The 26,979-nt window shown below is 72.2% G+C and carries 25 protein-coding genes; 9 read left to right on the top strand and 16 right to left on the bottom strand.

From position 1 onward, the window contains the following. Positions 1-309: 309 nt before the first annotated feature. The gene (gene dusB, locus AB0D34_RS33800; protein WP_362668585.1) at positions 310-1,434 is read right to left on the bottom strand and encodes a tRNA dihydrouridine synthase DusB; all 1,125 of its coding nucleotides are present in this window, start codon (positions 1,432-1,434) and stop codon (positions 310-312) included. Positions 1,435-1,541: 107 nt separating this feature from the next. Here dusB and AB0D34_RS33805 point away from each other — a divergent pair, with 107 nt between their 5' ends. Then, the gene (locus AB0D34_RS33805) at positions 1,542-2,987 is read left to right on the top strand and encodes an MFS transporter (RefSeq protein ID WP_362668587.1); all 1,446 of its coding nucleotides are present in this window, start codon (positions 1,542-1,544) and stop codon (positions 2,985-2,987) included. Positions 2,988-3,045: 58 nt separating this feature from the next. Here the strand turns inward: AB0D34_RS33805 and AB0D34_RS33810 are convergent, their stop codons facing one another. From AB0D34_RS33810 to AB0D34_RS33830, 5 genes are all read right to left on the bottom strand, one after another. Beyond that, positions 3,046-7,341 carry a cation-translocating P-type ATPase gene (locus AB0D34_RS33810; RefSeq protein ID WP_362668589.1) on the bottom strand — a complete coding sequence of 1,432 codons (4,296 nt, stop codon included), beginning with the start codon at positions 7,339-7,341 and terminating at the stop codon, positions 3,046-3,048. Positions 7,342-7,350: 9 nt separating this feature from the next. Then, the gene (locus AB0D34_RS33815; RefSeq protein WP_362668591.1) at positions 7,351-7,818 is read right to left on the bottom strand and encodes a hypothetical protein; all 468 of its coding nucleotides are present in this window, start codon (positions 7,816-7,818) and stop codon (positions 7,351-7,353) included. A gap of 102 nt (positions 7,819-7,920) precedes the next feature. Then, a complete protein-coding gene (locus tag AB0D34_RS33820; protein WP_362668593.1) occupies positions 7,921-8,784 on the bottom strand; it encodes a LysR family transcriptional regulator in 864 nt (287 codons plus the stop codon). Positions 8,785-8,786: 2 nt separating this feature from the next. Beyond that, positions 8,787-9,971, bottom strand: coding sequence for an MFS transporter (locus AB0D34_RS33825; protein ID WP_362668596.1), 1,185 nt, complete (start codon positions 9,969-9,971; stop codon positions 8,787-8,789). A 166-nt stretch (positions 9,972-10,137) separates the two neighbouring features. Beyond that, positions 10,138-11,034 (bottom strand): helix-turn-helix transcriptional regulator, encoded by an 897-nt coding sequence (locus AB0D34_RS33830; protein ID WP_362668598.1) that lies wholly within the window; start codon positions 11,032-11,034, stop codon positions 10,138-10,140. Positions 11,035-11,135: 101 nt separating this feature from the next. Between AB0D34_RS33830 and AB0D34_RS33835 the strand changes: the two genes are divergently transcribed. Together AB0D34_RS33835 and AB0D34_RS33840 are read left to right on the top strand one after the other, a co-directional pair. Then, positions 11,136-12,563: an MFS transporter gene (locus AB0D34_RS33835; protein WP_362668600.1), complete on the top strand. Its 1,428-nt coding sequence runs from the start codon at positions 11,136-11,138 to the stop codon at positions 12,561-12,563. Positions 12,564-12,649: 86 nt separating this feature from the next. Beyond that, the gene (locus AB0D34_RS33840; RefSeq protein WP_362668602.1) at positions 12,650-12,856 is read left to right on the top strand and encodes a hypothetical protein; all 207 of its coding nucleotides are present in this window, start codon (positions 12,650-12,652) and stop codon (positions 12,854-12,856) included. 3 nt (positions 12,857-12,859) lie between these two features. Here AB0D34_RS33840 and AB0D34_RS33845 read toward each other — a convergent pair whose 3' ends face one another. The 5 genes from AB0D34_RS33845 to AB0D34_RS33865 form a co-directional block, all read right to left on the bottom strand. After that, positions 12,860-13,765 carry a sugar phosphate nucleotidyltransferase gene (locus AB0D34_RS33845; RefSeq protein WP_362668604.1) on the bottom strand — a complete coding sequence of 302 codons (906 nt, stop codon included), beginning with the start codon at positions 13,763-13,765 and terminating at the stop codon, positions 12,860-12,862. Between the two features lie 54 nt (positions 13,766-13,819). Continuing rightward, a complete protein-coding gene (locus tag AB0D34_RS33850; RefSeq protein WP_362668606.1) occupies positions 13,820-14,410 on the bottom strand; it encodes a TetR family transcriptional regulator in 591 nt (196 codons plus the stop codon). Between the two features lie 26 nt (positions 14,411-14,436). Beyond that, positions 14,437-15,447, bottom strand: coding sequence for an aldo/keto reductase (locus AB0D34_RS33855; RefSeq protein WP_362668608.1), 1,011 nt, complete (start codon positions 15,445-15,447; stop codon positions 14,437-14,439). Positions 15,448-15,513: 66 nt separating this feature from the next. Next, entirely contained in the window at positions 15,514-16,125 is a 612-nt protein-coding gene (locus AB0D34_RS33860) for a LysE family translocator (protein ID WP_362668610.1), read from the bottom strand. Positions 16,126-16,214: 89 nt separating this feature from the next. Continuing rightward, positions 16,215-17,597 carry a glycine--tRNA ligase gene (locus AB0D34_RS33865; RefSeq protein ID WP_362668612.1) on the bottom strand — a complete coding sequence of 461 codons (1,383 nt, stop codon included), beginning with the start codon at positions 17,595-17,597 and terminating at the stop codon, positions 16,215-16,217. A gap of 133 nt (positions 17,598-17,730) precedes the next feature. On the opposite strand from AB0D34_RS33865, the gene AB0D34_RS33870 reads away from it, so the two are divergent. From AB0D34_RS33870 to AB0D34_RS33885, 4 genes are read left to right on the top strand one after another with little or no spacing between them, the layout of a single operon-like run. Next, a complete protein-coding gene (locus AB0D34_RS33870) occupies positions 17,731-18,675 on the top strand; it encodes a metal ABC transporter substrate-binding protein (protein WP_362668614.1) in 945 nt (314 codons plus the stop codon). Further along, positions 18,672-19,463, top strand: coding sequence for a metal ABC transporter ATP-binding protein (locus AB0D34_RS33875; RefSeq protein ID WP_362668617.1), 792 nt, complete (start codon positions 18,672-18,674; stop codon positions 19,461-19,463). The genes AB0D34_RS33870 and AB0D34_RS33875 overlap by 4 nt, the downstream gene beginning before the upstream one ends. After that, positions 19,463-20,365 carry a metal ABC transporter permease gene (locus AB0D34_RS33880; RefSeq protein ID WP_362668620.1) on the top strand — a complete coding sequence of 301 codons (903 nt, stop codon included), beginning with the start codon at positions 19,463-19,465 and terminating at the stop codon, positions 20,363-20,365. Before AB0D34_RS33875 ends, AB0D34_RS33880 begins: the two co-directional genes overlap by 1 nt. A 59-nt stretch (positions 20,366-20,424) precedes the next feature. Further along, positions 20,425-20,841 carry a transcriptional repressor gene (locus AB0D34_RS33885; protein ID WP_362668622.1) on the top strand — a complete coding sequence of 139 codons (417 nt, stop codon included), beginning with the start codon at positions 20,425-20,427 and terminating at the stop codon, positions 20,839-20,841. 62 nt (positions 20,842-20,903) lie between these two features. On the opposite strand, the gene AB0D34_RS33890 is transcribed toward AB0D34_RS33885, so the two are convergent. From AB0D34_RS33890 to AB0D34_RS33900, 3 genes are read right to left on the bottom strand one after another with little or no spacing between them, the layout of a single operon-like run. Continuing rightward, positions 20,904-21,752 (bottom strand): isoprenyl transferase, encoded by an 849-nt coding sequence (locus tag AB0D34_RS33890; protein WP_362668624.1) that lies wholly within the window; start codon positions 21,750-21,752, stop codon positions 20,904-20,906. Positions 21,753-21,771: 19 nt separating this feature from the next. Further along, positions 21,772-22,524 (bottom strand): DNA repair protein RecO, encoded by a 753-nt coding sequence (gene recO / locus AB0D34_RS33895; RefSeq protein ID WP_362668627.1) that lies wholly within the window; start codon positions 22,522-22,524, stop codon positions 21,772-21,774. Beyond that, a complete protein-coding gene (locus AB0D34_RS33900) occupies positions 22,521-22,652 on the bottom strand; it encodes a hypothetical protein (protein WP_362668884.1) in 132 nt (43 codons plus the stop codon). The genes recO and AB0D34_RS33900 overlap by 4 nt, the downstream gene beginning before the upstream one ends. Positions 22,653-22,887: 235 nt before the next feature. Between AB0D34_RS33900 and AB0D34_RS33905 the strand changes: the two genes are divergently transcribed. After that, positions 22,888-24,369 carry an alpha/beta hydrolase gene (locus tag AB0D34_RS33905; RefSeq protein ID WP_362668629.1) on the top strand — a complete coding sequence of 494 codons (1,482 nt, stop codon included), beginning with the start codon at positions 22,888-22,890 and terminating at the stop codon, positions 24,367-24,369. On the opposite strand, the gene AB0D34_RS33910 is transcribed toward AB0D34_RS33905, so the two are convergent. After that, the gene (locus tag AB0D34_RS33910; protein ID WP_362668631.1) at positions 24,357-25,481 is read right to left on the bottom strand and encodes an abortive phage infection protein; all 1,125 of its coding nucleotides are present in this window, start codon (positions 25,479-25,481) and stop codon (positions 24,357-24,359) included. The two genes, AB0D34_RS33905 and AB0D34_RS33910, sit on opposite strands and share 13 nt — an antisense overlap. 102 nt (positions 25,482-25,583) lie before the next feature. On the opposite strand from AB0D34_RS33910, the gene bla reads away from it, so the two are divergent. Beyond that, entirely contained in the window at positions 25,584-26,489 is a 906-nt protein-coding gene (gene bla, locus AB0D34_RS33915) for a class A beta-lactamase (RefSeq protein WP_362668859.1), read from the top strand. Between the two features lie 4 nt (positions 26,490-26,493). Here the strand turns inward: bla and AB0D34_RS33920 are convergent, their stop codons facing one another. After that, positions 26,494-26,919, bottom strand: a complete 426-nt coding sequence (locus AB0D34_RS33920) for a protein phosphatase (RefSeq protein WP_362668634.1) — start codon at positions 26,917-26,919, stop codon at positions 26,494-26,496. Between the last annotated feature and the right edge of the window lie 60 nt (positions 26,920-26,979).

Here is a 26,979-nt window from a genome sequence, read left to right on the forward strand (position 1 = left end):
CGGCCGGCGTCCATCACCGAGCCCTGCTCAAGCAGCCGAGCCGCCGGACCGAGGACGGATACCCCCCACCCCGGCCCCGACCCACCCACCGAACCACACGCGCTACACACGCCCCCACCGAACCGCAACAGGCCGCCGCAGGCATCCAGGGGCACGGGGAACTGCGCAAAAACACCAGCCCCCACCCACCCCGCACCCAACCAACAACCGAACCCCGCCCAACCGCCGGAGGCAACCCGCAGGCACCTCAGGGGCGCGGGGAACTGCGCAAAACCCCCGCCCCCACCGGCCCGCACCCAACCGGCAGCCTCATCCCCCCGACGTGTCCAGTTCCGCGTCCTCCCCGACCCCCACCGCACAGTCGTACGGGTCCTTCAGCCACCCATCCGGCAGCACCACCCGGTTGTTCCCCGACGTACGCCCCCGCGGCCCATCCGCCCCCGTCGGCCACGGCTGGTCGAGGTCCAACTCGTCCAGCCCCGACCGCAGTTCCGCCAACGACGACGTGACCGCAAGCCGCTTGCGCATCTCGCTCCCGACCGCGAACCCCTTGAGATACCAGGCCACATGCTTACGGAAGTCGATGACCCCACGGGACTCGTCCCCGATCCACTCCCCGAGCAGGGTCGCGTGCCGGACCATGACATCCGCCACCTCACGCAACGACGGCCGCGAGATGTCGTCCGTACGCCCCTCGAACGCCGCCACCAGATCCGAGAACAGCCAAGGCCGCCCCAGACACCCCCGCCCCACGACCACCCCGTCGCACCCGGTCTCACGCACCATCCGCAGCGCGTCCTCCGCCGACCAGATGTCCCCGTTGCCGAGCACGGGGATCTCCGGCACATGCTCCTTGAGCCGCGCGATCGCGTCCCAGTCCGCGGTGCCGCCGTAGTGCTGGGCGGCGGTACGGCCGTGCAGCGCGATGGAGGTGACCCCCTCCTCGACCGCGATCCGCCCCGCGTCGAGGTACGTGATGTGGTCGTCGTCGATACCCTTGCGCATCTTCATCGTGACCGGCAGATCCCCCGCCCCACTCACAGCCTCCCGCAGGATCGCCCGGAGCAGAGGACGCTTGTACGGCAGCGCGGACCCGCCCCCCTTCCGCGTCACCTTCGGCACCGGGCACCCGAAGTTCAGGTCGATGTGGTCGGCGAGGTCCTCCTCCGCGATCATGCGGACGGCCTTGCCGACGGTGGCCGGGTCGACGCCGTACAACTGGATCGAGCGCGGCTTCTCGGTCGCGTCGAAGTGGATCAGCTGCATGGTCTTCTCGTTGCGCTCGACCAGCGCCCGGGTCGTGATCATCTCGCTGACGAACAGGCCCTTGCCGCCACTGAACTCCCTGCACAGCGTGCGGAAGGGCGCGTTGGTGATGCCGGCCATGGGGGCCAGGACGACGGGGGGCTGGACGAGGTGAGGGCCGATCTGCATTCCCCCATTGTCACGCATCTGTCACGCATCCCTCCGACCACCCCGGCAATGATCATGCAATAACCATTAGTTAGACGCACTATCGAAATCGGCGTACGCTGACACGCATGCCCGAGCTCACCCATCGCCGCCGGATGCTGGTCCTTGCGATCTGCTGCATGAGCCTGCTGATCGTGAGCCTCGACACCACCGCTCTCAACGTCGCCCTGCCCGCCATGCAGCGGAACCTGGACGCGAGTACCGCCGGTCTCCAGTGGACGATTGACGCGTACACCCTGGTCCTCGCCTCGCTGCTGATGCTGGCCGGCTCCACCGCGGACCGGATCGGCCGCAAGCGCGTCTTCATGGCCGGCCTGGTCGTCTTCACGATCGGCTCCGCGCTCTGCTCCGCCGCGCCGAACCTGGAGGCGCTGGTCGCCTTCCGCATGGTGCAGGCGGTCGGCGGTTCGATGCTCAACCCGGTCGCCATGTCGATCATCACCAACACCTTCACGGACCCGCGCGAGCGGGCCCGGGCGATCGGGGTGTGGGGCGCGGTCGTCGGCATCTCCATGGCGGCGGGGCCGCTGGTGGGCGGAGTGCTCGTGGACTCCGTCGGCTGGCGCTCGATCTTCTGGGTCAACCTCCCCGTCGGCATCGCGGCCCTGCTGCTCACCCTGCGGTACGTCCCCGAGTCCCGGGCGCCCAGGGCCCGCCGCCCCGACCCGGTCGGACAGCTCCTGGTGATCGCCCTGTTCGGCTCGCTGACGTACGCGATCATCGAGGCGCCGGCCTCGGGGTTCTCGTACGTACTGCCCTTCGCAGTGGTGGCTGTCGTCGCGCTGGCCGGGCTCCTCTGGTATGAGCCCCGGCGCGACGAACCCCTCATCGACCTGCGGTTCTTCCGGTCGGCGCCGTTCAGCGGGGCCACGGTGATCGCGATCAGTGCGTTCGCGGGTCTGGGCGGGTTCCTGTTCCTGTCGACGCTGTATCTGCAGAACGTACGGGGCCTTGACGCGCTGCACGCCGGTCTGTGGATGCTGCCGATGGCGGTGCCGATGTTCGTGTTCGCGCCGCTCGCCGGGCGGCTGGTGGGGAGTCGGGGGCCGCGGCTGCCGTTGGTCGCGGCGGGAGTCATGATCACCGCGAGCGGGGTGTTGTTCGCCGCGTTCGAGGCGGAGACCTCGAATGTGACGTTGTTCCTCGGGTACGTGCTGTTCGGGATCGGGTTCGGGTTGGTGAACGCGCCGATCACGAACACGGCGGTGTCGGGGATGCCGCGCGCCCAGGCGGGGGTTGCGGCCGCCGTCGCCTCCACGAGCCGTCAGTTGGGGCAGACGCTGGGGGTCGCGGTGATCGGGGCGGTGCTGGCGTCCGGGGTGAGTTCCTCGTCGTACAAGGAGAGGTTCGTGTCGGCCGCGGTGCCGGGGTGGTGGATTCTGACCGGGTGCGGGGTCGCGGTGCTGACTTTGGGCGCGGTGACGACTGGGCCGTGGGCCCGGCGTTCTGCTGAGCGTACGGCTGAGCGGTTGAAGTCCGTCGAGGTGCGCGAGGCGGCGGGGGTCAGCGCGTAGTTCGGCGGCTATCGGCCGGTGGGGGCTTGTCGCGCAGTTCCCCGCGCCCCTGGGTGGGTCAGCTCAACCTCAGTCCGCTCAGTACCGTTCGCTCCAGCGCGGGCACAAACCTCTGACCCGCCACCGCCAGCCCGATCGCCGCCGCCACCCCCGCCCACGCCAACGGCCCCAACGGCGTGCAGCCGAACAGCTGGCTCACGCCCGGGATCTCCACCACAGCGAACAGCACCGCAGCGGAGCCCAAAGACGTCACGCGGACCAGTGGGCTCTCCCTGCGGTCCGCCCAGGTCTGGGCCAGCTGTGTGCCCACCACCGCGCACAACGCCATCGTCGTCGAGCGGCGGGCCGTGCCCGGGGTGAAGCGGCCTATCAGCCAGGCCACGGTGGCGCCGAGGCAGGTGGTGACGGCGCGGTCGCGGATCTGGTCGGTCAGAGCGGTGCCCAGGACCGTGTCGACCGAGGGCTCGTCCTCCGTGGGTTTCTCCGTCGGCGTGACCGCCACCGCCATCGCCGGGAACAGGTCCGTGAAGAGGTTCACCAGGAGCATCTGGCGGGTGGACAGGGGCGCGGCGCCCGACAGGAGGGTGCCGAGGATGCCGAAGGACACCTCGCCCGCGTTGCCGCCGATCAGGATGGCGATGGCGTCGGCCACGCTGTGCCACAGGGCGCGGCCCTCGTGGACGGCCTCGATCAGGGCGGAGAGGTCGTCGCCGGTGAGGACGAGGTCGGCTGCGTTGCGGGCGGCTGCCGAGCCGCGGGCGTTGATGCCGACGCCGATGTCGGCGGCGCGGATGGCGGCCGCGTCGTTGGCGCCGTCGCCGACCATGCCGACGACCCGGCCCGCGTCCCTGAGGGCCTCGACGACCTGGAGTTTCTGCTCGGGCGCGACCCGGGCAACGACATCGGCGTCGCGCAGCATCCGGGCGCGGGCCGAGCGGTCGGCGGCGGCCAGTTCGTCGCCGGTGACGACCGTGGCGTCCTCGGGCCAGCCGAGGTCGGTGGCGATGGCGTGGGCGGTCTGCGGGTGGTCGCCGGTCAGCACGACCGGCCGTACGCCCGCCTCGCGCAGTCCGTGGACGAGGGCCGGGGAGGTCTCCCGGGGGACGTCGGCGAGGGCCAGCAGGCCCACGAACTCCAGGTCCCGCAAGGGCTCTTCGAGTACGGCCTTCTCGTCATCGTCGAGGCGACGGCGGGCCACCGCCAGGACGCGCAGGCCGTCGCGGGCCAGGGACTGGGCTCGGTCGGACGCGTCGGCGGGGAGGTCGGCGCAGGCGGGCAGGACGGTTTCCGGCGCGCCCTTGACGACGAGGACCGGGGCCTCGTCGGAGTCCCGCTCACCTACGGCGGCCGCGTAACCCCTGGCGGCCTCGAAGGGGAGGCCCTCCAGCTGGGTCCACTCCTCGTCGGGGGCGGCCGCGTCCAGGACGGCCTCGTCGGTGGCGTGGGCCGGGCGCTGCTCGGAGTCGCCGTTGAGCTGCGGGCAGGCGCGGGCCGCGATGCGCAGGGGGCCGGCCGCCTCGGGTTCGTCGAGCGTGTGGGGCGTGCCGTCCGGGCCGGTGACCCGGACCAGGCGCAGCCGGTTCTCGGTGAGGGTGCCGGTCTTGTCGAAGCAGATGGTGTCCATCCGGCCCAGGGCCTCCAGGGTGCGCGGGGCCCGGACCAGGACACCGTGCGCGCTGAGCCGGCGGGCAGCCGCCAGCTGCGCGACCGTGGCCACCAGCGGCAGTCCCTCGGGCACGGCGGCCACCGCGACCGCGACTCCGCCGCTGACCGCCTGCCGCAGCGGGGTGCCGCGCACCAGGGCGAGGCCGGTGACCGCGGCGCCGCCCGCCATCGTCAGCGGCAGTGCCTTGCGGGTCAGTTCCTGGAGCCGGGCCTGGACCCCGGCGGCGGGCGGGGTGCGGGCGGCGAGGGCGACGGCGCGGGCGGACTCGGTGCGGTCGCCGGTGTCCACGACGACCGCGCGGGCCTGTCCGGCCACCACGGTCGTCCCCTCGAAGACCATGCAGTGCCGTTCGGCGACGGGGGCACGCGGGCTCGGGTCGGTGGACTTGCCCACCGGGAGGGACTCGCCGGTCAGCGCGGACTCGTCGACCTCCAGGCCCTCCTCCCACAGCAGCCGGGCGTCGGCGGGCACGACGTCGTCCAGGGTGAGCTCGATGACGTCACCGGGGCGCAGCTTGGCGGCGTCGACGACATGCGGTTCCGCGTCCTCCTCGGCGACCCGTGCCTTCTGCTTCTGCTGCGCGAGCAGCCCGGACAGGGCCCGCTCGGCGCGCAGCCGCTGCAGGCCGCCGACGAGCGCGTTCAGGTCGAGGGCCCCGACCACCAGCAGGGCGTCCAGGGCGGACCCGAGGATCGCGGACGCGGCCGAGCCGACCGCGAGGACGGGGGTGAGCGGGTCGTCCAGCTCCCCGCGCACGGCCCGGGCGAGCTGCGCCGACCACCTGGCGGGGGCCAGCACGGGCAGGCGTACGACGGTGTCGGCGGCCTCGCGGACGCGCGTGGCCGTCTGTTCGACGAGCGTCGGCTCCGGGGGTGCCTGCCGCTCCAGACGGTCCCGCACGCCGTCGGGGTCCAGGGCGTGCCAGGCCACCCGGGGACGCGGGTGCGGGGGGCTCACGGCGGCCACCCGGAGGGCGGCGCGGGCGCCGATGAAGAGGGCGGCGGCCGCGGCCGCGTCGACGGGCGCGTGCCGGAGGCCGGGGAGTGCCGTACGGCGTCGGCCGCGGCCGGACTCGCCGACGGCGACGAGGAGTCCGGACAGGGCGGCGCCCGAGCGGGCCAGGGTCTGGGAGCGGCGGCCGACCGCGCGGGAGGCCGGGACGGCGGTCAACAGCCGCCAGACGTCGGGCAGTCCGTGCGGGGCGAGGACGTCGGCGCCCCAGGCGACCGCGCAGCCGCCGTCGGTGAGGGAGACGGCCACGTCGCCGCGCAGCAGTCCGGCGACGGCGTCGGCGTCCTGGGGGCGGGCGATCGTGAGGACGCCGCCGTCCCCGTCCTCGCGCAGTTCGTCGACGATCTCCGCCAACGGCCGTTCGGCGCTCACGACCTGGTCGGCGAGACCGGTGAAGTCGGCCAGCGCGGGATCGTCCAGGACGACGACCCGGAGCCCGGCGCGCCGGGCCGCGTCCAGGACGGGCTCGGCCCAGGGGTCGGCGCCCGCGCCCGGGGTGCGCAGGGCGCTCGGGTGCAGCAGGACGGTGCCGACGGTCTCCAGCTGCCGCAGTCGGTCCGGGTCGCGCACCAGGGCGCCGGAACGGCACAGGGCCGCGCTCAGTCCGGCATGGAAGGCGGCGGGGCCGTAGCGCGCGGCCTTGGGGGAGCCCGCGAGGACCGCCTCCGCGGCCTCGGTCACGTCGTGTTTGACGAGCAGCGCGGCGACCGCGCCCGCGACGCTTCCGGCCGAGGCGTGGCCCGCGTACTCCTGGGCGGGCGAGGGGCGCGGGGGCGGGCGCAGGGCCAGGTCGCCGGCCACGCTCTCCCGGTCCGGTACGCACAGGTCGTCGTGGACGGCCTCGAAGGTGGCCGTCCGTACGAGTGCCTCCGCCAGCTGGCAGGTGCGCAGGGTTCCGTCGAGCAGCAGGGAGGTGGGGCTGTGGCCGGCGCCGTGCACGGCGGCGTTCACGACGGCCAGCGCCACGTCCATCCGCGCGCTGCCGAGCCGGCTCCGCAGCCAGCCCCGGAAGCGGGGGTTCTCCCGCAGCAACGTCACCACCGCCGTCACCGGCCGCGGTGAGGCCGGCAGCCGCAGCGCGGACCCGGCGAACGCGGCGGCGACTCCCACGGCGTCGGCGCCGAGCGCCAGGGCGGCGGTGCGCACGGAGCCGGGGTCACCGGGGTGGGCGAGCTCCTCGACGTCCTGGCCGGCCGCCACCAGCCCGTACCGCTCGGCGAGCACCGAGACCCGCTCCACCACCCGCTCGGTGGCCACTCCCTCGGCCGCGGTCACGACGAGCCGCCCGAGGCCCTGGTCCCAGTAGGCCAGAGCGATGTCGGGATGCTCGGCGAGGGCGGTGACGAGCCGGCGGGCGCGGTGTCCGGTGGAGGCGGAGTGGGGCGCGGCCGGGCGGACGGCACTGACGTCCGTATCGGCGCCGTGCTCGGCGTCCCCCTCCGCGCGCAGTGCCACATGGGCCCGTTGACCCGCTCGCCAGTCCTGGGGTGCTCCCGGCAGGGCTGCCCGGGCGGCCCTCGTCGCCCGGGCCGCGAAGTCCGCGGTGCGTACGCCGGCCCGTGCCGTTCCGGCCACCGCTCCCGCGGCCGCGCCGACCGCGGCGGGCGCACCCCGGGCGAGCAGGCGCGGGCCGGCCAGGACCAGGCCCGCGGCGGCTGTCGTGAGTGCTCGGTTCACTGCTCGTCCTCAGGTGCCGGATCGGGTACGGCCTGCTGTGGAGCCCCCTGGGCCGCGCAGGCCCGGCGGCGACGCCGTCTCGTGCGGAGGCAGCTTGTCGGAGGGCGTGCGGAGCGACGGCGAGGACGGTGTGCCGTGGGAGGACGCCAGTACGCGGGGTGTGGGCCGGCTCTCCTGACCCGGCTCACCCGACTCACCCACCTCCTCCCGCTCCCCCGGCCGCGGCTGCGTCAGCCACGCCACCGCCGCCCCGGTGACCGCGACGGGCCACTCCACGATGCCCGCGACGCCGAGCACTCCGGCCCCGGCGTACACCGCGAGCCGCCGGCCGCGCGGTGACACCGCCCCGACCCGGTCCAGCGCTCCCCCGGCCATCCGGCCCACCGTCCCGGCACCGGGAATGTGCCCCAGCACCGATGCGGCCGCCCGCAGCGGCTGCGGGAGTTCCTGCGACTGTGACGATTTCTGCTCGGCCATGGCTCGCCTCGCCCGACTTCCTCGCCTGTGGGGGGGTCTCGACTTCGGACCACCCGGGTTCCCGCACTTCGGAGGGTCATCCACGCTGTCGGGGACAACCGCTCACACGCTTTGCGGCACCGCCCGCGCCGCGTCCCGGAGGGCCGCCGCCAGGTTCTCCGCGTGCGGGTGCGGGTTGGTGCGCGGGTAGGCGTAGTGGAGGACGGCCGGTGGGGCGCCGGTGAGCGGGAGGTAGAGGACGTCGGGGTCCGGGTGCTGGGCGGCCACCGAGGCCGGGAGCACGCCCACTCCCCGGCGGGCCGCCACGGCGTGCAGGTACTCGTCCAGGTTGGCGGCCTCGGCACCGGTCTCGGGCCGGGCATCGGCGGGCCAGTCGCCGGGCGTCAGAGTGCCGCTGACCGTGTTCAGGACCAGGCAGCGGCGGCCCAGGTCGCGCCAGCCGACGCCGGAGCGGGTGGCGAGCGTCGAGCGGGCCGACACCGCGGCGACCCGCTCCTCGCGGGCGATCTCCACCGTGTGGAGACGGGGGTCGTCGACCGCGCCCCACAGCAGCGCCGCGTCCACCGCCCCGGTGTGGACACCGGCCAGGCGCTCGTCGCGGCGGACCGGCCGGACCAGGATGTGGTGCCGGCGTTCGACGAGGTCGATCGCGTCACGGCCGTGGCGCCGGGGGAAGCCCCAGGTGTAGCCGAGGCTGAGGGGCTCCTCCTGCGGGACGGGACGCAGGGCCGCTTCGAGACGGGGCAGCAGGACCTGGAGCTCGGCGCGCAGGCGTTCGCCGTCCGGGGTCAGCCGGGGGTGGCGGGTGGTCCGGTCGAGCAGTTGGTGGCCGACGTGGTCCTCCAGTCGGCGGATGGTGCGGCTGAGCGTGGGCTGGGGGATGCCGAGCCGTTCCGCGGCCCAGGTGAAGTGCTGTTCCTCCGCCAGGGTGAGAAAGCAGCGCAGTTGTCGCAGTCCTACGTCCATTGTCACGACCGTACTGCTTCCCCGGCGGTGGCCCGTTCCGGCGTACGGACCAGGACCAGGTGCAGCAGCAGGCCGACGGCCACGAGCGCGCCCGTCCAGTACGGCAGGTCCGCGGGGGCCACTCCGGCGGCGAGGGTGACTCCGCCGAGGGCCGAGCCGAGCGCGCTGCCGAGGTAGACGGCCGAACTGTTGAGGGAGACCGCGACGGACGCCTGCTCCGGGCGGGCGGCGATGAGCTGGTGCTGCTGGGGCACCTGGAGGGCCCACCCGGCCGCGCCCCACACCACCAGCGGAACCACCAGGGCCCAGGAGGCGCGGGCCGCGCCCGGCAGCAGCAGGTGGGACAGGCACAGCAGGAGCAGCACGACGGAGACGAGGACGTACGGGCGCCCGGTGCGGTCGACGATCCGCCCGATCACCAGGCTTCCGGCGACGCCTCCCACGCCCCAGGCCCACATCGCGCCGAGCGTCCCGACGGTCCCGCCGCCGTCGGCATCGGTGAGGAACGGCACGAGGTAGGTGTAGAGACCCAGACTGGTGATCCCGGCGATGAGGGACACCCCGGCGATCGCGGCCACGGGCCGCCGGGCCAGGACGCGGACCCGCTCGCGCAGGGGCGGCGGCGGGGCGGCCTCCAGACGGGGCAGCCCGAGGAGGATGCCCACGACGGCCACCGCACCCAGCGCGGTGATCAGCCAGAGCGTGCCGCGCCAGCCGACCTGGTCGGCGAGCAGCACGCCCACCGGCACGCCGACGACCGTGCCGACGCTCATCCCGCCCATGACCAGGGCGAGGGCCCGGCCGCGCCGCTGCGCACCGGCGAGGGAGGCGGCGGTGGCGGCGGCCATGGGCGAGTAGACACCCGCGCCGACACCCGCGAGGGCACGGGCGACGAGCAGCACGGGCAGGCTGCCCGCGAGGGCGGTGAGCGCGTTGGCCGCGGTGAACAGCAGCAGGGCCGCGGTCAGGATCGTACGGGCGGGCCGTCCGGCCAGGGCGGTCGCGAACACGGGGGCGGCGAGCGCGTAGCAGAGGGTGAAGAGGGTCACCATCTGCCCGGCCGCGGACTCGCTGGTGTGCAGGTCGGCCGCTACCTCGGGCAGCAGTCCGGCCATGACGTAGGCGTCGAGGCCGAGCGCGAAGGCGCCCAGGACGAGGATGTGGACGCGGCGGAACTCCCCCGGCACGGGTTGCCTCCCTCTGGCGGGGCCGCACCGGTCGTGCGGCCGTGATCAACGGAAGGCAGTACAGCGAGCCGACGCGCGCCGGGGCCAATACGTCAGCGGTATCTCGCATCCATTCATCGCATACGACGAGGTCGGCGCCGTAGGGGAGGACGCACTGAGATCCCGCTCACGGCTGCCCGGCGGGGACCCTCTCCAGGGCGATCGCGTGCAGCTTCTCCAGGCGCCGGCGGGACTCCTCGTCGGCGGGGGCGTAGGTCACCATGCGGGAGCCCGTCTCGGGGCCGAGCCACAGGTCGGTGTGGTCGACGGCGATCCGGCCGACGTAGCGGTTGACGAACTCCTTGCGGCGCGGCCGGGAGGCGCCGACCTCGTGGCGGTCCCAGACCTCGCGGAACTCCGCGGACTCGCAGCGCAGCCGCTTCAGGAGCGTCTTCCAGGCGGGCTCGGCGAGATGCCCGGCCATGCCGGCGCGGAAGCGGGCGGCCATGAGCCGGTGCACCTCCTCCAGGTGCACGATCGAGGAGCGCCACTCCTCGTGGGTGTAGGACAGCAGCATGGCGTTGCGGTCCTCGGGCGGCACCGTGTCCAGGTCGCACAGCAGCAGGCCGTAGGTGCGGTTGTAGGCGAGGATGTCGTAGCGGCTGTTGGACACACAGGCCGGGATCGGCCCCAACTGGTCGAGGACGAGCCGGAGTCCGGGCGTGATCGACGGGCAGGTGGTGGCCGGTGTCGGGTCGACCGCGCCGGCGAGCTGGAAGAGGTGGGCCCGCTCGACGGGGTCGAGGAGCAGGGTGCGGGCCAGGGCGTCCAGGACCTGCACGGAGACCTGGATGTCGCGGGCCTGCTCCAGCCAGGTGTACCAGGTGACGCCGACCGCGGAGAGGTGGGCGACCTCCTCCCGGCGCAGGCCCGGGGTGCGGCGCCGACGGCCGCGGGGCAGGCCGACCTGCTCGGGGGTGATGTGCTCGCGGCGGTGGCGCAGGAAGGCGGCGAGTTCATGGCGCCGGACCGCCGCCGCGGACGCGGTCACCGGTACGGCTGTCTCCTGGACCATGGTCGTCATGCCTCCAGCCTGCCGCCATCGGGACCCTGTTGCCAGGTGGTTCTTCTACCAGGATAAGGACACTCTGGTACCCGTCTGGGAGCGGGCGCAGGCTCGTGGACGTGACCACCGAAACCACGACTCGACACCCCGTCCGCGCCGCCGCTCCACCCGAGCTGGGCGGCCTCGGACTGTTCACGGTGCTGCTCGCCGCGGCACTCCCCCTCATCGACTTCTTCATCGTCAACGTCGCGCTGCCCACCATCGGCGCGGATCTCTCGGCGAGCGAGTCGGTCCTCGAACTCGTCGTCGCCGGTTACGGGGTGGCGTACGCCGTCCTCCTGGTCCTCGGCGGCCGGCTCGGCGACCTGTTCGGCCGCCGCCGGCTCTTCATCGGCGGCATGGCGGCCTTCGGACTGGCCTCGCTGGCCTGCGGGCTCGCGCCGACCGCGTGGTCCCTGGTCGCGGCACGGGTCGCGCAGGGCGCCGCGTCGGCCGCGATGCTGCCGCAGGTCCTGGCCACGATCCAGTCGACCACCGCCGGGGCCCGCCGCGCGAAGGCGATGGGCCTGTACGGCGCGACGGCCGGGCTGGCCATGGTGGCGGGCCAGATCCTCGGCGGGGTCCTGGTCGCCGCCGACATTGCGGGCACCGGCTGGCGCGCGGTGTTCCTGGTCAACGTGCCGGTCGTGCTGGTGGGACTGCTCTTCGCGGCCCGTACGGTCCCGGAGACCCGCTCGTCCCGCCCGGAGCCGGTGGACGGTCCCGGCACCCTCCTGCTGGCCGCAGCCCTGATCGCCCTGCTGGCCCCGCTGACGGAGGGCAGGGCCGCGGGCTGGCCGCTGTGGACCTGGCTGTCGCTGGGGGCGTTCCCGTTCCTTGCAGGAGCGTTCTACGTCGTGGAGCGCCGGGCGGACCGCGCCGGCCGTACGCCGCTGGTGCCGCCGAGCCTGTTCCGGCTGGTGTCGCTGCGGCGCGGGCTGGTGCTGATGCTGCCGTTCTCGATGGGCTTCTCCGGCTTCATGTTCGTGATCGCGGTGGCCCTGCAGGAGGGTGCGCGGCTGGGTGCCGTCCAGGCGGGCCTCGCGCTGGCCCCGCTGGCGGTGACCTTCCTGTTCACGTCGATCGCCGGGCCGCGGCTGATCGCCCGGTACGGCACCCGGGTGGTGACCGCGGGCACGGTGCTGCAGGGGATCGGACTGGTGCTGATCGTGCTGGCCGTCCGCTCCTCGTGGCCGGACCTCGGTCTGCTCCCGCTCCTGCCCGGCGGCGCGATCGCCGGAGTCGGGCAGGCCCTCCAACTCCCCGTCGTCATGCGGCTCGTGCTGTCCGAGGTGCCGCCCGCGCGGGCCGGTGTGGGCAGCGGTGTGATGGGCACGACCCAGCAGTCCGCCCTGGCCCTCGGCGTGGCCACCCTGGGCACCCTCTTCCTGGCGCTCGTCCCGGGGATGGGCATGCGGGACGCCTTGATGACGACCCTGCTCGTGCAGCTGGCCGGGGTGGTCCTGACGGGGGTACTGAGCCTGCGGCTGCCGCGCACGATCAGCTGACGCGGCTCAAGTATCGGCGAACGCCCCGTGAAGATACTGCTGTTGATGTTGTTCTTGCTGCACACTCCTTGCCGGAGGCGAGGCACATGTTGCAGACCAACACCAGCAAGGTGAGCCGGTGGGACCAGCACGGGCGCGAGCACGTCGTCCAGGTCCTGCGCAAGGGCCCGCAGCGCATGATCAGATGCGAGACCTGCGGCTGGCGCAGACCCGCGCAGTTCCTGCCGTGGCTGAAGGCCGAGGAACACCTGGCGGAGGAACACCAGGCGACGGTGGACCCGTCGGGAACCTGACGGTCAGGAACCCTCGCCGGTGTCCAGGTCGCCGACCAGGCGCCGCAGCAGCGGGCCGTACTCGGGGTGGGCCAGGGCGTGCGCCATCTGGGCCACCAGGTAGTCGGCCGGATTGCCGGTGTCGTACCAGCGGCCCTGGATGACCTGGCCGTACACCGCGCGGTCGGCGGCGTAGGCGTTGATGGCGTCGGTCAGGTAGATCTCGCCGGTGCGGTGTTCGTACCAGCGGCGGGTCCGCTCGCGCAGTTCGTCGATGATGCCCGGGGTGATGACATAGCCGCCGATGGCCGCGTACGCCGACGGGGCGGCGGCGGGCTCGGGCTTCTCGACCAGGCCGGTGATGCGCAGGGTGCCGCCGCCGAGGTCCTCCTTCACGAGGGGCACGCCGTAGCGCTGGGACTCCGTGGGGTCCATCGGCAGGAGGGCCAGCACCGGGCAGCCGGTCTGCTCGTAGGCGCGGATCAGCTGCTGGGCGCGCGGTACCTCGGCCACGAACACGTCGTCCGGCCACAGCACCAGGACGGGCTCGTCGCCGAAGGAGCGGGCGGCGTTGAGGACCGGGGTGCCGTTGCCGTAGGGGCCGTGCTGGTCGAGGTAGGTGATGTGGCCGCGGCGGGCCAGCTCGGCGATCTCCTCGACGGCGTCCGCGTAGGCGTGCTTGCCGTCGGCGCGCAGCTGCTCGACCAGGGCGGGGTTGGGGCGGAAGTGGTCCTGGATCAGGGACTTGCCGCCGGAGACGACGATGGTGATGTCGGTGATGCCGGAGTCCACCAGCTCCCGCACGGTGTGCTCGATGACCGGCTTGTCGCCGACCGGGAGCATCTCCTTCGGCGTCGCCTTGGTCAGCGGCAGCAGTCGGGAGCCGAGTCCGGCGGCGGGGATCACGGCCCGTCGGATCGTCGGGGGCATCGGGTCTCCCTCGTCTCACACGGTCACATCGTCACCCTGGCGGGCTCGCACACTCTAGCCCGCCCGCAGTCCCCTCAGCAGCAGGGCCAGCAGTGCCGAGAAGTCCTCGTCGGCGCCCGGCTTCTCCCACTCGGAGGCGTAGGCGGGAGAGTGGAAGGGGCCGGTGGCCTGGAAGAGGGCGCGGGCGGTGGTCGCCGGGTCGTCGGAGACGAAGACGCCCGCCTCGACGCCGGCCCGGACGATCCGGGTCAACTGGCCGGTCAGCTCGGCGAGATGTTCCTCGATGACTCCGCCGCTCTCGCCCGCCAGCGCCGAGTAGGTGGCGAACAGTTCGGGATCGTCGCCCGCCTTGCGGCGCTTGGCCTCGAAGAGGGTGGCGAACCAGTCCCGCAGCTGGGTCTGCGGATCACGGTCCGCTACGGCGACGGCGACCAGCATCTCCGTCGTCCGGTCCAGCCACCTCTTGGTGACCGCCTCGCGCAGCGCCGCCTTGGTCCGGAAGTGCCGGTAGACGCTGCCATGGCTGACGCCGAGCGCGCGGGCCACGTCGACCACGGTGGCCTTGGCAGGGCCGTACCGCCGCAGCACCTCCTCGGTGGCTTCGAGGATGCGCTCGGCGGTCAGGGTCTCGGAGGTGGCTGCCATGGCCTAGACGGTACCCGGCACGGTGTTCACCGCTCGCTGTCCAGCATGGCCATCAGCGGCGCCGGATACCGCTCACCGGCCACCGCGTCCGCCGGTACGGCCTCCTCAAGGGCGGCGAGGTCGGCGGCGTCCAGGGTCACGTCCAGCGCGCCCAGGGCCTCACCGAGCCGCTCACGGGTCTTCGCACCCACCAGCGGCACGATGTCGTCGCCCCGGGAGGCCACCCAGGCGATGGCGATCTGCGCGACCGTGACGCCCTTCTGTTCGGCGATCTTGCGCAGGGACTCGACCAGCGCGAGGTTGTGCTGGAGGTTCTGGCCCTGGAAGCGGGGCGAGTGGGCGCGGAAGTCGTTCGCGGCCAGTCGCCGGTCGGCCGTGAGGTGGCCGGAGATCAGGCCGCGGGAGAGCACTCCGTACGCGGTGACGGAGATGCCCAGCTCACGCAGGGTGGGCAGGATCTCCCGCTCGGGGCCGCGGGATATGAGCGCGTACTCGATCTGGAGGTCGGCGATCGGGGCGGTGGCGGCGGCCCGGCGGATGGTGTCGGCGCCGACCTCGCTGAGGCCGATGTGCCGGACCCAGCCCTTCTCGACCAGTTCGGCGATCGCGCCGACGGTCTCCTCGATCGGCACCTGGGGGTCGAGCCGGGAGGGGCGGTAGACGTCGATGTGGCCGACGCCGAGGCGCTGGAGGGAGTACGCGGCGAAGTTCTTCACGGCGGCGGGGCGGCCGTCGAAGCCGGACCAGCCGCCCTCCGGGTCGCGCAGGGCGCCGAACTTCACACTGAGCAGCACCTTCTCGCGCAGGGCGGCCGGAGCGGTGCGCAGCGCCTCGCTGATCAGCAGTTCGTTGTGGCCCATGCCGTAGAAGTCGCCGGTGTCCAGCAGGGTGACACCGGCCTCCAGGGCGGCGTGGATGGTGGCGATCGATTCGGCGCGGTCCGTCTCGCCGTACATACCGGACATGCCCATGCAGCCGAGGCCGAGGGCGGAGACCTGGGGGCCGGTGGTGCCGAGGGTTCGGGTTCGCATCGTCATGCCACCCACCCTGCCATGACGACTGACAGATTTCAATATCTGTCAGCCGTCATCCGTCAGTCGTCGTCATCCGTCAGTCGTGGCCAGCTTGGCCCCGAGCAGCACGAAGGACCCCGCGAAACTCCGCCTCAGCCAGGCCATCACCCGGGGCCGTGAGATCACATGGCTGCGCACCGAGGCGGCGAGCACCCCGTACCCGGCGAACACCACGAAGGTCGCCAGCATGAAGACGCCGCTCAGCCCCAGCATCCGCGGCAGGGCGTGCGGCTCGGACGGGTCGACGAACTGGGGCAGGAACGCGAGGAAGAAGATCGTCAGCTTCGGGTTGAGGAGGTTGATCAGCACGCCCTGGACGATCACCCGGCCCGCGGACCTGGGCGTACCGCCCGGCTCGACGTCGATCGCGTCCTTGTCCCGGACGGTCGCCCAGGCCATGTAGAGGAGGTAGGCGACCCCGGCGTACTTGACCGCCTGGAAGGCCACCGCACTCGCGTTCAGCAGCGCGGCGAGCCCGGTGACGGTGGCCAGCACATGCGGCACGATCCCGAGCGTGCAGGCGAAAGCGGCGACGACGCTCGCGCGAGGACCGCGGGAGAGACCGGCGGCCAGCGTGTAGACGACCCCGGTACCGGGGGTGGCGACCACGACGAGGGTGGTGAGGAGAAAGGCGAGGCTCATGGGAGCAAGCCTGGTGAACGGAACGGTCCCCGATACAGGGCCAAAGCGAGCCCTGTGCCGGGGACCAATAAGACAGGCCGACCGAAGACCTAGCAGCCGACGAGCCGCCCGGCCAGGTACCCCTCGATCTGGTCCAGCGAAATGCGCTCCTGCTTCATGGAGTCCCGCTCACGAACCGTCACCGCGTTGTCCTCGAGGGTGTCGAAGTCGACCGTCACGCAGTACGGCGTACCGATCTCGTCCTGACGCCGGTAACGGCGCCCGATCGCACCCGCGTCGTCGAACTCGATGTTCCAGTTCTGGCGCAGCGCCTGGGCGAGGCCCTTGGCCTTCGGGGACAGCTCGGGGTTGCGGGACAGCGGCAGGACCGCGACCTTCACCGGGGCGAGGCGGTGGTCGAGACGCAGCACGGTGCGCTTCTCCAGCTTGCCCTTGGCGTTGGGCGCCTCGTCCTCGACGTACGCGTCGAGCAGGAACGCCAGCATCGCGCGGCCGACACCGGCCGCGGGCTCGATGACGTACGGCGTCCAGCGCTCGCCGGCCTCCTGGTCGTAGTAGACGAGGTCCTGGCCCGAGGCCTTGGAGTGCGCGGTGAGGTCGTAGTCGGTGCGGTTGGCCACACCCTCCAGCTCGCCCCACTCGTTGCCGCCGAACTGGAAGCGGTACTCGATGTCAGCGGTGCGCTTGGAGTAGTGGGAGAGCTTCTCCTTCGGGTGCTCGAACCACCGCATGTTCTCCTCGCGCATGCCCAGGCCCGTGTACCAGTTCCAGCGCTGCTCCATCCAGTACTCCTGCCACTTCTCGTCCTCGCCCGGCTTGACGAAGAACTCCATCTCCATCTGCTCGAACTCGCGGGTGCGGAAGATGAAGTTGCCGGGCGTGATCTCGTTGCGGAAGGACTTGCCCATCTGCGCGATGCCGAACGGCGGCTTCTTGCGCGAAGCGGTGTGCACCAGGGCGAAGTTGGTGAAGATGCCCTGCGCGGTCTCCGGGCGCAGGTAGGCGATGGAGCCGGTGTCCTGGGTCGGGCCGAGGTGGGTGGAGAGCAGACCCGAGAACTGCTTGGGCTCGGTGAACTGGCCCTTGTTGCCGCAGTTGGGGCAGTTGATGTCCGCCAGGCCGTTCTCCGGCGCGCGCTTGTGCTTGGCCTCGTAGGCCTCCTCCAGGTGGTCCGCGCGGAACCGCTTGTGGCAGGAGGTGCACTCGGTGAGCGGGTCGGAGAAGGTGGCGACGTGACCGGAGGCGACCCAGACCTCGGGGGCAAGGATCACGGACGAGTCGAGACCGACCACGTCCTCGCGCGAGGTCACCATGTAACGCCACCACTGACGCTTCAGGTTCTCCTTGAGCTCGACACCCAGCGGTCCGTAGTCCCAGGCGGCCTTCTGACCGCCGTAGATCTCACTACAGGGGAAAACGAAGCCACGGCGCTTGCTCAGGCTGACGATGGTGTCGATCTTGTCGGCGGCCACGGTGCTCTCTTCATGACGGATGGACAGCGGCGAATGCCTCAGGTTACCGGCGGCGCCACCCCCCGTATCAAATCGGTGCCGGACCCACGACCCTTGTTGACAACGGTTTCCACATTTGTTGAAAATGACTGTCATGAAAGCACGACGTCACCTGATATCCGCGGTCGCCCTCCTCGGCCTCGCCGGCCTCTCCGCCTGCTCCACCGACAGCGCCGCCGCGGGCAACACCGACAAGTTCGACGTCGTTGCCTCCTTCTACCCGATGGCCTTCCTCGCCGAACAGATCGGCGGGGACCACGTGAGCGTCACCAGCCTGACCGAGCCCGGCCAGGAGCCGCACGACCTGGAGATCAGCGCCAAGCAGACCGCGCAGCTCCAGGAGTCCGACGCGGCCCTCTATCTCAAGGGCCTCCAGCCCTCCGTCGACGACGCGGTGGCCCAGTCCGACATCAAGACGAAGATCGACGCCTCCTCCCTCACCGAGCTGGAGAAGCACGGCAACGAGGTCGGCGGCCACGCGGCCGAGCACGACGACCACGCCGACGAGGAGCTCGAAGGCCTCGACCCCCACATCTGGCTGGACCCGGTGCGCTACTCCGAGGTCGCCGAGGGCGTCGGCAAGGCCTTGGAGAAGGCCGACCCGGACCACGCGGCCGACTACAAGGCCAACACCGCTGCCCTGGTGAAGAAGCTCGGCGCGCTCAACACGAAGTTCGAGACAGGGCTGAAGAACACCGACACCAAGGTCTTCATCACCACGCACGCCGCCTTCGGCTACCTCGCGGAGCGCTACGGCCTCACCGAGGAGGCCATCAACGGCCTCGACCCCGAGTCCGAGCCCAGCGCCGACCGCGTCAAGGACCTTGAGAAGATGGCGAAGGCCGACGGCGTCACCACCGTGTTCTACGAGACGCTCGTCAGCGACAAGACCGCGAAGACCATCGCCTCCGACGCCGGGCTGAAGACGGACGTCCTCGACCCGATCGAGGGCATCACCGAGAAGTCCCGCGGCAAGGACTACTTCGCGGTCCAGGAAGCCAACCTCAAGGCGCTGCAAGCCGCCCTGGGAGCGAAATGACGTTGTGGGAGGACGGCATGACCGAGCGCCTCGAAGGGGCTGTCATATCCCTGCGCGGCGTCCGCGCCGACCTGGGCTCGCGGCCCGTCCTGCGCGGCATCGACCTCACCGTGAACCGCGGTGAGGTCGTCGCGCTGCTCGGCGCCAACGGCTCCGGAAAGTCCACCGCGATCCGCACGATCATCGGCCAGGTGCCCACGTCCGCCGGTGAGATCGGGCTCTTCGGCACCCCGCGCGGCCGGTTCCGGGACTGGGCGCGGGTCGGGTACGTCCCGCAGCGCACCACCGCCGCCGGCGGGGTCCCCGCGACCGTCACCGAGATCGTCTCCTCCGGCCGTCTGTCGCGCGCCCGCTTCGGCATGCTCCGCAAGTCCGACCACGAGGCCGTACGGCGGGCCCTGGCGCTGGTCGGCATGGCGGACCGGGCGAAGGACTCCGTGAACGCCCTCTCCGGCGGCCAGCACCAGCGGGTGCTGATCGCCCGCGCGCTCGCCGCCGAACCCGAACTGCTGATCATGGACGAGCCGATGGCGGGCGTGGACCTGGCCAGCCAGGAGGTGCTCGCCCAGACCCTGCGGGAACAGGTGGCCCAGGGCACCACGGTCCTGGTCGTCCTGCACGAGCTGGGCCCCCTCGAGCCGCTGATCGACCGCGCGGTCGTCCTGCGGGACGGTTGCGTTCTGCACGACGGTCCTCCCCCGCGCGCGGTCGGTCAGCATGCCCTGCCCGGCCACGACCACATCCACCCCCACGACCACGAGCCGCTGCGCACAGGACTGCTGAGCTGATGGACTTCCTCGACTACGCCTTCATGCAGCGGGCCCTGCTCGCCGCCGTCCTGGTCGGCATCACCGCCCCCGCCGTCGGCATCTACCTGGTCCAGCGCCGCCAGGCCCTCATGGGCGACGGCATCGGCCATGTCGCGATGACCGGCGTCGGCCTCGGCTTCCTGCTCTCCTGGTCGCCGGTGTGGATGGCGACCCTGGTCTCCGTCCTCGGCGCGGTCCTCATGGAGCTGATCCGCTGGTACGGCAGGACCCGCGGCGACATCGCCCTCGCGATGCTCTTCTACGGCGGTATGGCCGGCGGCGTGATGTTCATCAACCTCGCGCCCGGCGGCTCCAACGCCAACCTCACGTCGTACCTGTTCGGTTCGCTGTCCACGGTCTCCGAGTCGGACGTGACGGCGATCTGTGTGCTGGCCGCGTTCGTGGTGCTCGTCACCCTCGGTCTGCGCCGGCAGCTCTTCGCGGTCAGCCAGGACGAGGAGTTCGCCCGGGTCACCGGCCTTCCGGTGCGCGCGCTCAACCTGCTGACGGCGGTCACGGCCGCGGTGACGGTGACCGTCGCGATGCGCGTGGTCGGACTGTTGCTGGTCAGCGCCCTGATGGTGGTGCCGGTGGCGGCGGCGCAGCAGCTCAGCCGGAGTTTCGCGGCGACCTTCGCGATCGCGGTGGCGATCGGGGTGACGGTGACCATCGGCGGCACCGTGACCTCGTACTACCAGGACGTGCCGCCCGGCGCGACGATCGTGCTCCTGACCATCGCGGCCTTCATCCTGCTGACGGCGCTGGCCACGCCGCTGGCCCGCCGCCGCGCCCGCGCGGCCGCCGCGCGGCAGCCTGCCGGGGACCCCGCGGAGTGTGCGATTCCGGCCACTCGGGAAGCCGACGGCACGGTCGGCGTCTGACCCGGCCCAGGCCGGGCTGGCACAATGGCCCGGCAGGCGCCGAAGCAAGGAGGCATTTCGTGACGACCGCAGGACCGCCCGTGAAGGGCCGTGCCACCCGGCAGCGGGCCGCCGTGGCGGCGGCCCTCGACGAGGTCGACGAGTTCCGCAGCGCGCAGGAACTGCACGACATGCTCAAGCACAAGGGCGACGCCGTCGGTCTGACCACGGTCTACCGCACCCTCCAGAACCTCGCCGACGCGGGCGAGGTCGACGTCCTGCGCACCTCGGACGGCGAGTCCGTCTACCGCCGTTGCTCCACCGGCGACCACCATCACCACCTGGTCTGCCGGCTCTGCGGCAAGGCGGTCGAGGTCGAGGGTCCGGCCGTGGAGAAGTGGGCCGACGCCATCGCGGCCGAGCACGGATACGTCAACGTGGCGCACACCGTGGAGATCTTCGGCACCTGCGCGGAGTGCGCGACCGCCCAGGGCTGACGCACCGGGCACGTACGCCGGCGGCCGCACGCACGCGGCCACCGGCGGGGGCGGAGCGGAGGTCAGTCCTCCGGCTCGCCCTTCATCGCTTCCTCCATGGCGAGCAGTTCCTCGTTCGGGACGGCTCCGCCGAAGCGGCGGTCCCGGGAGGCGAACTCGACGCAGGCCCGCCACAGGTCACGGCGGTCGAAGTCGGGCCACAGGACGTCCTGGAAGACCATCTCGGCGTAGGCGCTCTGCCAGAGCAGGTAGTTGGAGGTGCGCTGCTCGCCACTGGGGCGCAGGAAGAGGTCCACGTCGGGCATGTCGGGGTAGTACAGGTACTTCGCGAGGGTCTTCTCGGTGACCTTGGACGGATCCAGCCGACCCGCCTTCACATCCTCGGCGAGAGCCTGCGCGGCATCGGCGATCTCGGCCCGCCCGCCGTAGTTCATGCAGAAGTACAGCGTGAGCTTGTCATTCCCCTTGGTCTGCTCCTGGGCGACCTGGAGCTCCTTGGCGACGGACTTCCACAGCTTGGGCATCCGGCCCACCCAGCGCACCCGGATGCCGAGCTCGTCGAGCTGGTCCCGGGTCTTGCGGATGAAGTCGCGGTTGAAGTTCATGAGGAAGCGGACCTCGTCGGGCGAGCGCTTCCAGTTCTCGGTGGAGAAGGCGTAGAGGGAGATGTTCTTCACGCCGACCTCGACCGCGCCCTGGAGCACGTCGAGCACCCGCTCGGCGCCGACCTTGTGCCCCTCGGTCCTGGGCAGGCCGCGCTGCTTGGCCCACCGGCCGTTCCCGTCCATGACGATCGCCACGTGCTCGGGGATCAGCTCACCGGGGAGCTTCGGCGCGCGGGCGCCGGACGGGTGCGGCTCGGGCGCCTTGTACTCGCGGCGCTGACGGCCGAGGATCCCGCGTACGACCATGGTGGTTCTCGTCTCCCTCTCAGGGTTGCTTCTCTACGTAACGCAGGGATCGGAGCCCGCGTTCCAGATGCCAGTGCAGGTAGGCGGACACAAGACCGCTGCCCTCCCGGACATGCCGCGGCTCGCTCGCGTCCGCGGTCTCCCAGTCTCCCGTAAGCAGCGCGGCGAGGAGTTCCAGGGTCTGCGACGACGGTACGACGCTGCCGGGCACCCGGCAGTCCACGCAGACCGAGCCTCCGGCGGCCACGGAGAAGAAGCGGTTCGGGCCCGGCATGCCGCACTTCGCGCAGTCGCTGAAGCTGGGGGCGTAGCCGTTGACGGCGAGGGAGCGCAGCAGGAAGGCGTCGAGCACGAGGTGGGGCGCGTGCTCGCCCCGGGCGAGGGTCCGCAGGGCGCCGACGAGCAACAGGTACTGCTGCACAGCCGGCTCGCCCTCATGGTCGGTGAACCGCTCGGCGGTCTCCAGCATGGCCGTCCCGGCGGTGTAGCGGGCGTAGTCGGAGACGATCCCGCCACCGTACGGAGCGATGGTCTCGCTCTGTGTGCACAGCGGCAGCCCACGCCCCACCAGCTCGCTCCCCCGTGCGAAGAACTGCACGTCGACATGGGAGAAGGGTTCGAGACGGGCGCCGAACTTCGACTTGGTCCGCCGCACCCCACGGGCCACGGCCCGCACACGTCCGTGCCCACGCGTGAGCAGCGTGATGATCCGGTCCGCCTCACCCAGCTTCTGCGTCCGCAGCACGACCCCGTCGTCCCGGAAGAGACTCATCGCACACCCCCACGGGTGTCCGGCTGGGGGCCCGGGGGTCGCCCCCCGGAGAAGCACAGCATGATCCGGTCCGCCTCACCCGGCTTCTGGGTGCGCGGCACGATGCCGTCGTCGCGGAACAGACTCATGGCCCCATTCTCGCCTACGCGGACCTGTGGTCGTCCGTGGGCGACGAGACCCGGGCCGTCGCCGGGCCCGCCCGCTCGGCCGGAGTCGCATCCCGTACCGCCGCGGTCAGGCCCGAGACCCCGGCGCCGATCACCGGCTACGACCGTTCCCGAGCCCGGTAAGGGGGTAAACCCCCGTGGAAATCCGGCAGTTGACCGGATGGGGCCGCGACGGAGGATTCGAGAGGCTCCTGGTATGAAGCAGATGACGAAAAGCCTCGCCCTGATCGCCGCCGCCTCCGGTGTCGTCTTCGGTGTCGTGACGCCGCTGACCGCCTCCGCCGCCGCCCGGACCCCGGCGCTGGAATGGACGAAGTGCGAGGGCGGCGGCCTCGATCCGCGCCAGCAGTGCGCGACCGTGCCGGTACCCATGGACTACGCCGACCCGGACGGCCCGAAGATCGAGATCGCCGTCTCCCGTATCCCCAGCGAGAACCCGGCCGCCCGGCGCGGCGCCCTGCTGCTGATCCCCGGCGGCCCCGGCGGCGACAGCATGAACGACCCCTCCAGGAAGGGGCAGAAGCTGCCGAAGAAGGTCCGCGAGGCCTACGACCTGATCGGGTTCGCGCCGCGCGGGATGGCACCCTCGACGGCCGTCGACTGCGGGCTCGAACAGCGTGACCTGGCCCGCACGACCCTGCTGCCCTGGCCCGCCCCGGACGGCTCCGTCGACGCCACCATGGCCGCCGGCAAGCGCGTCTCCGAGGCATGCGCACGCAACGGCGGCGAACTGATCCGGCACATCAGCACCCTCAACGAGGCCCGCGACCTCGACCGCGTCCGCGCCGCCCTCGGCGAGCGCAGGGTGTCCGCGTGGGGCGTGTCGTACGGCACCTATGTCGCCGACGCCTACCTCCAGTTGTTCCCGCAGCGCACCGACCGCATCGTCCTGGACAGCAACGACAACGCGGACCCCGTCCTCGCGGAGCGCGCCTGGCTCGCCGCGTTCGAGCAGGGCGCCGAGGACAACTTCCCGGAGTTCGCCAAGTGGGCCGCCGCGCCCGGCAATCCGGACCGCCTCGCCGACACGGCCGCCGAGGTGCGCCCCCTCTTCCTGGACCTCGCCGCCCGCCTCGACCGCGAGCCGATCCCCTGGCCCGGCGCCAACCCGGCGGAGCTGAACGGCAACGTCCTGCGCCAGTCCATGCTCGACGCCTTCTACGACCCGGACGACTACCCGGCCCTGGCCAGGCTCATCCTCGCCGCGCGGAAGGGCACCGTGCCGCCCGCCCCGGCCGCACCGCCCGAGGCCGTCCTCCAGAACGTCACCGCGGTCGGCGCCGCCACGATCTGCAACGACGCCGACTGGCCGAGCGACCCGGCGGTGTACGCCAAGGGCGTGGCCGAGAGCCGGGCCAAGTACCCGCTGACCGGGGGCATGCCGAGGAACGCGATGGCGTGCGCCGCCTGGCCGTGGGAGCCGAAGGAGGCACCGGTGCACGTCACCGACCGCGGCCGGTCCGACATCCTGATGGTGCAGAACGCACGGGACGTGGCCACCCCGCTCAGCGGCGCCCTCAAGCTGCGCGAGGCGTTCGGCCGACGTGCCGTCATGGTCGTCAACGACTCCACCGGCCACGACGCCTACCTCGACAACGGCACCGCGTGCGGGGACGCCCTCGTGTCCCGCTTCCTGGCCACGGGGGTGCGTCCGGCCCAGGACACCTACTGCCGCTGACACGCCCCGCGGTAGCGCGCCGCCAGCGCCTGGAACGCCTCCTTCGGTTCCCAGTGCCAGTCCGAACGCGGGTCGTCGGGGCGGTCCTTGATCGCCTTGGCGATCCCGTAGCTCGCCATGTCGAGGTCGTGGCGGGGGTCGTCGGGGCGGTGAGGGGCGTCCGCGGTGAGGAACTCGAAGGCCATCGCGGCGTAGAGGCCCATCGACTCGAAGACGTCGAGGAGACCGGTGAGATGGCGTGCCTGGGTGCGCTCGCTGCGGACGACGTTCCCCTTGATCTCCGGCGGGTCCTTGTCGTAGTCGACGATGTCCCAGCCCATGCCGCCCGCCTCGGGGGCGCCGACGTAGGTGCAGGTGCCGGACTCGGTGATCGCGAGCGGCTTGCCCCAGCGCAGGTGCTGCTTCAACTCCCGGACATGGGCGGCGGGTTCGCGGTGGTAGGAGTAGTAGTCGACGCCGACCACGTCGAACAGGCCCCAGTCGACCTGGTCGATCTCGGGAGCGGACGCGTAGCTGAGCCGGCCGTGGAAGACGGAACGGCCGAGCCCCGCCGCCCGCGCCGTGAAGTCGGCGAGACGGCGCTGCATACCGGCCCAGTCGACGTTGCCCTTCTGCAGGTTCTCGATGCGCTCCATGACGGTCGCGCCCGGCAGGATGCCCGGCACGAACAGCCAGAACTCGCAGCCCACACTGAACTCCACGCTCGCGCCCTGCCTCCGCAGCCGCTCCGCGAACCGGCCGGTCTCCGCGAGGTGTTCGAGGATGTCCCGCGGCGGGACGTCCCCGAGGGTCGGCTGGAGCCAGACGTGCAGCCCGCGTTCGGCCGCCTCGGCGGCGGTGGCGGTGAGGCGTTCGACACCGTCGCCGGTGACGTCGACGGTGTCGGCGTGCAGGTCGTCCCGGATGGCCCGGATGTCGCGACGCATCCGGACCGCGCTCCAGGCGGTGCCGGGCGTCTCGCCCTCGCCGACGGTGTAGACGACGCCGTGGCGTGTGAGTCCCGGCTTTCGTGCGGTCGCCTCCGCGCGGCCCGCCGACAGGAGCGCGGCGGCCCCGATCCCCGCCGCTCCCGCCAGAAACCGCGCCCGGTTGATCCCCGTTGTCTTCTCCATGCCGCCACTGTCTCGGCCGCGGGCGGCCCTGTCCGTCCGCCGATGGTCTACGACCGTGCAACCAAGGGATGAGCGCCGACGTCGATCATTGAAGAGATCGGTATCTGTCCCCGTTCGAAGGAGAGCAAGATCTTAGGCTCCGGAAAGCTGTCCCGACGCACGCTCCTCGCCGCCGGTACGGCCACCCTCCTGACCGGCACGACCGCTTACGCGGCCGACGACGTCTCCGCCCGCCTGCGCGCACTGGAGGTCCAGTACGACGCCCGGCTCGGCGTCTACGCCCACCACCTCGCCACCAGGCGGTCCGTCCGCTTCCGCGCCGACGAGCGCTTCCCGATGTGCTCCGTCTTCAAGGCCCTCGCCGCCGCGGCCGTCCTGCGCGACCTGGACCGGCACGGCGAGGTGCTCGCCCGCCGGATCCACTACACCGAGGCCGACCTGGTGATGCCGGGCTCGGACCAGACCAAGGCGCATCTGGCCGAGGGCATGACGATCGCCGAACTCGCCGAGGTGGCCATCACCTACAGCGACAACACGGCCGGCAACCTCCTCCTGCGCGAACTCGGCGGCCCCACCGCCATCACCCGCTTCGCCCGCTCCCTCGGCGACGGCGTGACCCGCCTCGACCGCTGGGAGCCCGAGCTCAACACCGCCGAGCCGTGGCGGCTCACGGACACGACGAGCCCGTACGCCATCGGTCGCACCTACGGCCGTCTCGTCCTCGGCGACGCGCTGAACCGCCGGGACCGCGAGCTGTTCACCCACTGGCTGCTGTCCAACACCACCAGCGTGAACCGCTTCCACGCGGGCCTGCCGAAGACCTGGACGATCGCCGACAAGACCGGCAGCGGCTCCTACGGCACCGCCAACGACGTGGGTGTCGTCTGGACCGAGGCCGGCGCCCCGATCGCCCTGTCCGTCCTGTCGACCATGCCCACGCCGAACGCCGTACGGGACGACCGCCTGGTCGCCGACGCGGCCGCGGTGGTCGCCGACACCCTGGGCTGACCGGTCAGAAGCGCCGGACGTACCGGCGCTGCCAGGGCGTCTCCACCGCTCGTCGGTCGTAGTGCGCGCGGACGTAGGCCACCGCCTCCTCAGGGGGCACGCCGTCCAGAACCGCCAGACAGGCAAGGGCCGTTCCCGTACGGCCCTTGCCTCCGCCGCAGGCGATCTCGATCCGTTCCCCGGCCGCCCGCCGCCACGCCTCGGTGAGCACCGCGCGGCACTCCTCCCGGTCGGCCGGCAGCCGGAAGTCCGGCCAGCGGAGCCAGTCGGAGGGCCAGGGGACCTCCGGAGGCCTCCCGCCGAGCAGATAGACGCCGTACGACGGTGTCGGCGCGCTCGGGTCCACTCGTCGCCGCAGGCCCCGGCCCCGTACCAGGCGTCCCGACGGCAGCCGGAGGACGCCCGCGTCCTGTTCGTCCCATCCCTGCATGGCCCCATTCGAACCCGTCACCGAATCCGGGGCAACCGATTCCGCCCCCAGGGTGGTCTG

The organism is Streptomyces sp. NPDC048420 (genome assembly GCF_040651535.1).
GTDB lineage: Bacteria > Actinomycetota > Actinomycetes > Streptomycetales > Streptomycetaceae > Streptomyces.